This is a genomic window from Candidatus Neomarinimicrobiota bacterium (assembly GCA_036476315.1).
Classification (GTDB): Bacteria; Fidelibacterota; Marinisomatia; order Marinisomatales; family S15-B10; genus JAZGBI01.
This window is the reverse complement of sequence record JAZGBI010000034.1, coordinates 1-9,668: the sequence shown is the minus strand read 5'-3', so window position 1 is coordinate 9,668 and position 9,668 is coordinate 1. Positions and strand designations below refer to the sequence as shown.

Below are 9,668 nucleotides of genomic sequence, written 5' to 3'. Positions count from 1 at the left end.
GGAAGCTGAGCAGGAGAGCATGGAAGGCTCCTGGAACTACAACCATCTTGGCGAAGATGAGAAGGTGGTCATTCAGGCGTATCTGGATGGAGAATTTGAGAATTCGACTCCTCGGGAAACGTGTATGAACCTTGAAAGGAAACACAAAAAACCGGACGAATATTATCAGAAGATTTACAAGGACTTAGAGAACTACGGCACGCTCGAACTAATCCGCCGGGTGAAGAGCGAAAAGTGATTCGCGCTGACGGCTGAAAGCTGACTGCCAACTGTTGGAGCGTGGCGGGACAGGCCACCGCCTTTGGCGGGACAAGCAGGCGGGATTTCGCTTTGCTCAACCGCGCTCAACTGCGCTCCGACGTAATTCGTAATGCGTGAGATCAATTGATTATTGACTATTGATAATTGATTAATGAAAAATGGATTAATGGAGAGATGTTCCGTAGGAACTCCTTTGACCCGTAGGGTCTCCTGCGGAGGAGGGTAAATGGAGAATTGGAGAAATGATAGGTGCCTGCCCGCCGTAATGGAATGTAGGCGGGATTCGTAATTCGTAATGCGTAAGACTGGTTACTTGATACTTGATCCTTGTTACTTGATCCTTGATACTTGATCCTTAATACTTGGTTCTTGGCTCCCCGACACAAAACGTCGGGACAGGCCACCGCCTTTGGCGGGACAGGCAACTTCGCTACCGGATTCCCGTATCTTTCATAATCTTTACTCTTTTATCTTTTATCATTTATCTTTTATCTTGCAACTGAGCCCCGGTAGCTCAGTTGGATAGAGCAAGCGCCTCCTAAGCGCTAGGTCGCCCGTTCGAATCGGGTCCGGGGTACACCTCTACATTGCACTATTTATCCGTCGTAATGAAATGAAGACGGACGAGGCGTAAGCTCGTTTACTCTTCGTTATTTATCCATCGTAGCGAAGCGAAGATGGAAACGCAGAGGGATCGGGTCAGAGCTAAATGAGGCTTCCAACGTCGAACGTCAAACGTAAGCCGTGAAACTGCTAACCGGCAACTAGGAGACAAGAATCTTGAACGCCATAGTTCTCTCCAAACACGGCAAACCGGATGTCCTGAAAGTGACATCAGTACCGGACCCACATCCCGCTTCCGGGGAGGTACGCGTGAAAGTCCACACAATCGGACTTAACTACGCGGAGACGCTTTCGAGAAGGGGACTCTACGGCTGGGCACCGAAACTCCCTTATGTTCCGGGAATGGAGGCTTACGGAGAAATCGACGAGTTGGGACAGAATGTAACTCACCGTCATGTGGGCGAAAGGGTAATTGTGGGTACACAATACGGCTCGTACGCGGAGAGGATCGTTGTTCAGGAGACACAGGTCCTGCCCGCGGTGGAAGCATTCTCATCCGAAGAAAACGCGGCCTTTGCTGTGAATTACCTGACGGCATGGATAAGTCTTTTCAAAATGGCACTCGTGCGGGAATCGGATACCGTACTCATTCATGCGGCAGCCGGTGGAGTGGGTACGGCAGCGGTTCAGCTTTCCAAGAACTACGGCTGCAAGGTCTACGGTACCGCGAGCAGTGAGAGAAAACTCGAACTGCTATCCAGTCTCAATGTCGACGGTGCCTTCAATTACGTAAAGGGCGACTTTGAAGAAGAATTGAAACAGCATACCGGGAACGGTGGTGTGGACGTTGTGTTAGAAACGGTGGGAGGTGAGGTTTTCCGGAAGAGTGTGAAGGTACTTCGTCCATTTGGGCGGATCGTCGTTGCCGGTTTCGCGAGTTTTGATCTGAAAAAATGGAATCCCGTTTCATGGATAAGGACCTGGAAGGATTTACCAAGAGCCTCCATATCGAATATGGCCCGGAATTCATACGGTGTGATGGCCTTCCATCTGGGTTACCTGTTTCCAAATCGCCGTCTCCTCATACGTACCTGGGACGAACTCATGGCTTTCGTGTCCAAACATGAAATCCGTCCCGTAGTGGGACATACATTTCAGTTTGAGGATATGTGGAAAGCCCACAGATTGATGGAGTCGCGCCAAAGCATGGGAAAGATTGTAGTTCACATCTCATGACCGATTTTGTCCAGTAGCACGGAAAACAAGAATCTCGTAGATTAGAGATAGCCCAAAATATGCTCAGGCCAAAAAAGAAAATAACCAAGCGCGACATCAAGCGTGATCCACTTCTTGAAGCGCTCTATTCAGCCCAGAAGTTCTTGGAAAGGAACAGAATCCGTCTCCTGGCCTTGTTGGGCGTGGTTCTTGTATCGATTATCGTCATTCTTGTAGGATCGGCCTGGAACCGTTCCGACCAGAGAGCCGCAAGTGAACTCCTTGCGAGGGGTCAGGTAAGCTATGACGGTGGGGATTACTCAGGAGCGGTAGACGATTTTGATCTCCTCATTGCCGAGTATCCCAGGTCTCGGGAGGCGAGTGAGGCTCTTTTCCACATGGGGAAGGCGCACCTTTCGATAGACAATTTCGGAGAAGCGGAGAGGTTACTCAGGAAATACGGAGAGAAGGGGAAGAGTGAATCTCTTCTCACTGCATCCGTACAGATTCTTGCGGGCATTGCGGAATCGGAGGAACGGTATGCTGAGGCTGCTCGATTGTTTCAACGTGCCTCCTCCATGGCCGAATTCCCGTTCGAGGCTCAGCAGAACGAGATCAACGCCGCCGCCAACTGGGTCCGGTCGGGAGACCTTGAAAAGGCCTCCACAATCCTGGACCGCCTTGAAGGCCTTGACTCTCCCCACAGACTGATTGAGGAACAGGTGGATGAGCTCTCCTCCAGACTGAAGGTGGCATCACTGCGACCCGGGTAGGGGGAATCGGGGTCGCTATTCAGTCCCATTTTTCTCATCTTTCGCACTTCCACAGTTGAAACATTCAGAAACGTATGATTGACCTCTTTATCGTTCTAGCCTTTGTGGCTTACAGTATCAGCGCCGGTTTCCGGGCCAAATCAAAGGCTTCCAGGAACCTTACGGAGTATTTTCTCGCGGGACGGACGATCGCCGGGTGGAAAGCGGGCTTCAGTATGGCTGCCACGCAATACGCGGCGGATACTCCCCTTCTGGTGACGGGACTCATTGCCGTAGGTGGCATTTTCATGCTGTGGCGACTCTGGATTTACGCCCTGGCCTTCCTGATGATGGGCTTCGTTCTCGGCCGGGCCTGGCGGCGTGCCATGGTGCTGACGGACGCAGAGTTCACTGAAATCCGCTACAGCGGAAAGGGTGTCCTGACCCTGAGGGCGCTGAAAGCCATCTATTACGGAACCGTGATTAACTGCACCGTCATGGCCATGGTGCTGGTGGCGGCAACCCGAATATCGGAGACTTTCCTGTTCTGGCATGAATGGCTCCCCTCGGGCATGTACGACCTCATTTATGGATGGGTCAAAACTGTTGGTGTTTCCCTGGCGTCCGGAACAACGGGATTGGACATATACGTAGCTACTACCAACAACATCATAAGTATCCTGGCCATCCTGGCTTTCACGACACTTTACTCCACCACAGGCGGGCTGAGGAGCGTTATCGCCACCGATATCGTGCAGTTTTCTATCGCTATGCTGGGTACCCTTGCGTTCGCGGTCATCGCCGTGTCCAAAGCCGGGGGTCTCAACGGAATGATTGAATCGTTGGTCAGTCTTTATGGGCAGGCAAGAGCGAGCGAGATTCTTTCTTTCCGTCCCTCGACCTGGGAGGCATTCCTTCCGTTCCTGGTGCTTATCAGCCTCCAGTGGTTCTTCCAGATGAACAGCGACGGCACCGGATACCTTGCCCAACGTACCATGGCCTGCCGCACAGACAGAGGGGCAAGAACTGCGGGATTCATATTTACCGTTGCCCAGATTCTTGTTCGAAGTCTCTTCTGGCTTCCCATCGGCATTGCCCTTCTTGTTCTTTATCCCTACGATCCATCCTCCGCGGGCGGGGAGACCTTCGTCGCAGGCCGGGAAATACTGTTTGCCACGGGCATCAGGGATCTGCTCCCGGTGGGAATAAGAGGACTCATGCTCACGGGGCTGCTGGCTGCTCTTGCATCCACCATCGACACCCATCTCACATGGGGAGCAAGTTACTGGAGCAACGACATCTACTTGAGACTGATTAACCGGCACTGGCTCAAAAGAAAACCGTCTTCCAGGGAACTGGTCATCGTGGCTCGCCTGTCCAATCTCCTCATTCTCGCCATTGCCCTTACCATCATGGCCAACCTTGGTTCCATCCAGACAGCCTGGTACATCTCCCTGTTATTCGGGGCGGGGACGGGGTCGGTTCTTGTGCTGAGATGGCTCTGGGAACGAATCAATCTCTATTCCGAGCTTGCCGCCATGGCGGCCTCACTTCTCATAGCGCCGATAATCCTCTTCACTGTCGATGCGGAATGGCTAAGATTGCTTCTTATGTCAGTCTCCTCTACCGGAATCGTGTTGGCCGTGACATTGTCAACCCGGGAAACGGATCCCGTGGTTCTCGACGCGTTCTACGAAAGGGTAAATCCCCCGGGCTGGTGGAAGAAAACGGCCTTAAGGAAGGGTATTGCCCCGGGTCACCCCGGGCGCATGTTACGGGAAGGAGCATATCTGGTGGTGACCACGGCGGCCACGATGTTTCTCCTTCTCATTGGAATTGCAAAGGTCATGCTCCATGATCCCACTGAGTCCCCTTTCACCGGTTGGATTTACGTTCTGGCGGGCCTCGCCACGGTCCCTTTTTGGTGGAAAAAAGTGAGAGCGCAGCAGTAGTCGGGAACTTTCGTGAAGCATCTCGACGATTATCGCGGTATCGTGGGTGATGAAATTCTTGAGCAGATTCGCAAGAAGGCCGCGGATCTGTCTGATATCACCGTCGCCCATGTGAATGCGACGGCCTTCGGTGGTGGGGTGGCGGAGATTCTCGATAACCTTGTGTTGCTCATGAACGACATTGGGTTGCGAACCGATTGGAGAGTTCTCCACGGTACTCCCGACTTTTTCGAGGTAACGAAGAAACTCCACAACGGTATCCAGGGAATGGATTTGAGTTTTACGGATGAAGAAATCTCGCTCTACGCGTTCACGAGTGAAAAATTCAGCCGCTTTGCCGATCTTCAGCATGACTGCCTTTTTATTCACGACCCTCAGCCCCTGCCCCTTGTCCGTTTCGTGGACAATTCCGCTTCCTGGATCTGGCGGTGCCATATTGACATCACCCATCCGGATGAAGAGTCGTGGAGTATTGTGGAGCCTTTCATTCTCCAGTACGGCAAAATGGTGATCTCGGGTGAGCAATACAGGCGACCGGAATTGCCTGTAGACCAGCGGATTGTCTTTCCCTCCATTGATCCGCTGTCGTCGAAAAACAGAGAGCTTTCCGCAAAGACCGTTGAGGCGTACTTGGCGAAGGAGAGAATTCCCACGGACAAGCCCATTGTGGCCCAGGTCTCGCGATTCGATCCCTGGAAAGACCCCGAGGGCGTTCTTCAGGTCTTCTTGGAAGTTCGAAAACAACTGGACTGCCGCCTCCTATTCTGCTATAATCTGGCCAGTGATGATCCCGAAGGGGTGCGGATTTACAACCGGATGCTCGAGACCGCGCGTCCCTATCTGGAAAAAGGGGAAGTGATTTTTGTAAGAGGGGATGATCCAGTACTGGTGAATGTGATTCAGCGGTCCGCATCGGTCATCCTTCAGAAATCCACCAGGGAAGGATTTGGAATGGTCGTAACTGAGGCGCTCTGGAAAGGAACTCCTGTTGTGGCTTCCAGAGTAGGGGGAATACCCAATCAGATCGAAGATGGCGTGAACGGTTTCCTTGTGGAACCCACCGATATTCCTGGCTGCGCCGAAAGAGTGGTTCAGCTGCTTGAGGACAAGGATTTGTCACGCGAAATGGGGTCCAGGGCCAGGCAGACGGTGAATGATAAGTTTCTCATTACTCGCCATCTGCTGGATCATCTGGATCTGATCGCGGCAAGTCAGACCAAGTCCTAAATTCCACAGAACTTTATCGGAACGAGCGGAAGCCGGTTTCAGGTTTTTTGTTGACCATCCGGGCTGGGGCATATTGATGCCGGGATTGACGGGAGAAACGGTGGATTTGTCTTGCGAATGGGATGGGGAGCGGGTAAATTGCACCGCTATGTAAGGTGGGTCGTGGCCCACTTTTTTGTACAGGCTCTTTGAAAGGGATGGGACTAATGGAGTTGGATAAGTTTTTCCAGGAGGTTGCTTCGGTGTGTGGCTTGATGCTTCTCGAATACCATGCATCCACAGAAACCAAATCTCCAAAGGTGAAACTGGTGGTGGATACAGAGAAGGGCGTCACCATCGGTGAGATCCAGGAGGTCACGAAGCGGATCAGGGATTGGTCCGGTATGGAAGAACACTTTCCCAACGGCTTCCATCTGGAGGTCACTTCGCCAGGGCTGGATTATCCTCTAGCGCGGATGTATCAATTCAAGAGAAACATCAACCGCCGGCTACGGGTCTTTCATAAGAATCCTCACATTCCCAACCCCGTTGAAGGTGTCCTGAAGAATGTGACAGAGGACAAGATTGACATACAGGGGCCGAGAGGTGATCATCATCTTTCGTTGGAGACCGTCGTGGAAGCGAAATTGGTCCTCAAGTAGTAGGGATTTGGACTCAATAAGGAGAAGATATTGGACAGTAAGCTACTCATTCAGTGTTTCTCTGACATAGCGAGGGAGAAGAATGTCGATCGTACGGAGCTCGGTACGATCCTGGAAGATTTGTTCCTCGTTCTCCTTGAGAAACAGTATGGTGAAGGGTCGAACTGCAGTGTTATCGTCAACATCGATCGCGGGGAAATTGAGATTTATCATGAGAAGACAATCGTCGAAGAGGTTGATGACCTGGTGACGGAAATCGACCTTGTGAAGGCTCAGAAGTTGGAACCCGATCTTAACATTGGTGACCCGTTCATAGAAGTCATCGATCCATCGATATTTGGCAGAAGACTCATCGCCACCGCGAAACAGTTCTTGTCCCAGAGGATCCGGGACGTTGAGAAGAAATACATCTTCGAGGATTATTACGGTCGCGTGGGAGAAATTGTCATCGGAGACGTTAGACAGGTTCACAGGAATAACATTTACGTGCATATAGAGCAGAGCGAACTGAGAATTCCCAAAGAGGAGCAGATCGAATCGGAGCGGTTTCGCAGGGGTGACACCATTCGCGCCATCGTCAAATCGGTGGAGATGACGCCGAAGGGTCCGGACATTATTGCCTCAAGAAGTGACAATCAGTTCTTATCCAAGCTCTTCGAGATGGAAGTTCCGGAAATTGAAGACGGAATCATTGAAATCCTGGCAATTGCCAGGGCCGCAGGTAATCGCTCGAAGATAATTGTCAGGTCTTCGGACAAGCGTATCGACGCAGTGGGGGCATGCGTGGGTATGAGAGGGAGCAGGATCCAGGCGATCGTCCGTGAATTGAATGGCGAGAAGATCGATGTCATCAATTATACCTCCCAGCCTGAAGTGTTGATCACCCGGGCACTGTCCCCGGCCAAGCCGGTCAATCTCTACATTGATGACGCGAAACGGTACTGTGTTGCGTTATTCGATGATGACGTGATGGATTCTGCGGTGGGGAAGAGCTATCACAACATCAATCTGGCGGCCACTGTTACGGGTTACGCGATTGATGCCGTGAGAAAATCAGAGTATGAAGGAGTGAAAAAGGACGGCGCGGTCTACCTGGACCAGGTGGAGGCACTCACTCCTCGGATGCTGGAACTTCTGGACCAGGCCGGGCTTCATACGGTCTCCGACTTCTCCAGTGCGTCTAGAGAGGATTTGCTCGCGGTCAAGGGCATGGGTGAGAAAGTCCTGGCGAATATAACTTCACGAATTGAATCCCAGATGAAGAGTGTGCAAGCGGAGAAGGATGGGGAACTTGTTCAAGAGTCGACCGAAGAGACCTCCCAAGAATCTGTCGATGCCGCGCTGGAGGAGGCATAGGAACGCCAATGGCTGATGTTACATCCACGAAGCGTCGCATATTCCAGGTTGCGAAAGAGTTGAACATTTCGCACAAGGATATCATTGAACTTCTGGAGAAGAACGGTGTCGAACCCTCAAGTCATATGAGTCCCGTTGACGAGCAGACCTACCAGCTAATCATTGAGGAATTTGAAAAGGACCGCCAGACGGTCGAGAGATACAGGAAGGAAAGGGTACGCAAAGAGATTCATTCGCGGAAGTTCGAGGAGAGACTGCAATCGGCCCAAACCTTGGAAATCATGATGCCCGATGAGCAGCGAAAGTTGGAGGAAAAAGAGCGGGCCAGGAAGTTGGAATTGGAAGTTGAATTGAAGATGGCAGAAGAGGCGGCTGCCGCTAAGGACGGAGACGAGAAGACGGACGGAGAGGAAGCTGGAGAATTCCCCGTGGTCGAGGTGGAGGAGAAACCGAAGAAGGAGAGCAAACTGAAGCTGCGGAGAATTGACATATCTGAGATAGAATCGCAGATAGAGTCCAGACGCAGGAGAGCAAGGCCCAGAGTCTCCAAAGACGAAACTGGGAAGGAACATCCGGAGAAGGAATCCATAGAGTCCACGATCAAGAAGACCCTTGCCATGATGGACACCAAATCCAAAAAGAAGAAGTACAAAAAGGCAAGGATCGATGATGAAGATGTGGCATTCGAAGAAGATGTTCAGACGATTATGGCAAGGGATTTTATGACCGTCCAGGAACTGGCCGGTGTCCTGGACGTCTCACCCACGGATATCATTACCAGGTGTCTGGAGCTCGGAGCTCCGGCAACCATGAATCAGCGTCTGGATTTCGATACCATTGTTCTTCTGGCCCAGGACATGGGCTATCGCGTGAAGCAGATGGAGGAATCGGTTGACGATCTTTTCTCTCTGGAGGACAAGGATGCGGATCTGGACAATCTTGTGCCCAGGGCGCCTGTCGTCACTATGATGGGTCATGTGGACCATGGGAAAACATCTCTGCTCGACTATGTTCGCAATACCAATGTGGTGGCTGGCGAAGCCGGAAGCATTACACAGCATATCGGAGCATATCGGGTGGAGCTAGGTGACCATCGGATGGTAACGTTCCTGGATACACCTGGTCATGAATCGTTTACCGCCATGCGTGCCCGAGGTGCCCTGGTGACGGACGTAGTTATTCTCATCGTTGCTGCCGACGATGGTGTGAAACCTCAAACCATTGAAGCCATCGATCACGCCAAGGCAGCGGACGTTCCCATCGTTGTCGCTGTAAACAAGATAGACAAGAAGGGGGCGAACCCGGACAGCGTGAAAAAGCAGCTCTCCGATCATGGGATCCTGGTGGAGGATTGGGGAGGAAAACACCAATGCGTGGAAATCTCCGCAAAGACGGGTAAAGGAGTGGATGAACTGCTGGAATTGCTTGCCCTGGAAACCGATGTACTGGAGTTAAAGGCGAATCCCGAAACAACCGCCAAAGGTACCGTTATTGAGTCCCGTCTGGACAAGGGCCACGGTCCCATTGCCACCATTCTGGTGCAGAAAGGGACTTTACGTGTCGGTGATTCGTTTATCTACAGCGGAAGTTACGGCAAAGTGAGAGCGCTGATGAACGAGAGAAATGTGCGAGTGAACACAGCGGGACCGTCCGAACCGGTTCAGGTTCTGGGATTCCAGGCACTTCCACAGGCTGGAGAC

General features: G+C 51.9%; 8 protein-coding genes and 1 tRNA gene. All 9 read left to right on the top strand.

Features of this window, described 5'->3' with window-relative positions:
* The coding region (locus V3U24_03770) for a hypothetical protein (GenBank protein MEE9166567.1) at positions 1 to 238 on the top strand (238 nt) is incomplete at its 5' end.
* 526 nt (positions 239 to 764) lie between these two features.
* Positions 765 to 838 (top strand) — tRNA-Arg (locus V3U24_03765).
* Between the two features lie 203 nt (positions 839 to 1,041).
* A complete protein-coding gene (locus V3U24_03760) occupies positions 1,042 to 2,061 on the top strand; it encodes a zinc-binding dehydrogenase (GenBank protein ID MEE9166566.1) in 1,020 nt (339 codons plus the stop codon).
* Between the two features lie 59 nt (positions 2,062 to 2,120).
* Complete coding sequence (locus V3U24_03755) at positions 2,121 to 2,813, top strand: tetratricopeptide repeat protein (GenBank protein ID MEE9166565.1); 693 nt, start codon at positions 2,121 to 2,123, stop codon at positions 2,811 to 2,813.
* A gap of 74 nt (positions 2,814 to 2,887) precedes the next feature.
* On the top strand, positions 2,888 to 4,744 hold the full coding sequence (locus V3U24_03750; GenBank protein MEE9166564.1) for a sodium:solute symporter family protein: 1,857 nt from the start codon (positions 2,888 to 2,890) through the stop codon (positions 4,742 to 4,744).
* A gap of 12 nt (positions 4,745 to 4,756) precedes the next feature.
* The gene (locus tag V3U24_03745) at positions 4,757 to 5,971 is read left to right on the top strand and encodes a glycosyltransferase (GenBank protein MEE9166563.1); all 1,215 of its coding nucleotides are present in this window, start codon (positions 4,757 to 4,759) and stop codon (positions 5,969 to 5,971) included.
* 206 nt (positions 5,972 to 6,177) lie between these two features.
* The gene (locus V3U24_03740; protein MEE9166562.1) at positions 6,178 to 6,612 is read left to right on the top strand and encodes a hypothetical protein; all 435 of its coding nucleotides are present in this window, start codon (positions 6,178 to 6,180) and stop codon (positions 6,610 to 6,612) included.
* Between the two features lie 30 nt (positions 6,613 to 6,642).
* Positions 6,643 to 7,968 carry a transcription termination factor NusA gene (gene nusA / locus V3U24_03735; GenBank protein MEE9166561.1) on the top strand — a complete coding sequence of 442 codons (1,326 nt, stop codon included), beginning with the start codon at positions 6,643 to 6,645 and terminating at the stop codon, positions 7,966 to 7,968.
* 8 nt (positions 7,969 to 7,976) lie between these two features.
* On the top strand, positions 7,977 to 9,668 hold a 1,692-nt coding region (gene infB, locus V3U24_03730), incomplete at its 3' end, for a translation initiation factor IF-2 (GenBank protein ID MEE9166560.1).

Excerpts from the sequence above, each read along its gene's own strand:
- V3U24_03755 (MEE9166565.1), top strand. The coding sequence starts at position 2,121 with ATGCTCAGGCCAAAAAAGAAAATAACCAAGCGCGACATCAAGCGTGAT.
- V3U24_03750 (MEE9166564.1), top strand. The coding sequence starts at position 2,888 with ATGATTGACCTCTTTATCGTTCTAGCCTTTGTGGCTTACAGTATCAGC.
- V3U24_03740 (MEE9166562.1), top strand. The coding sequence starts at position 6,178 with ATGGAGTTGGATAAGTTTTTCCAGGAGGTTGCTTCGGTGTGTGGCTTG.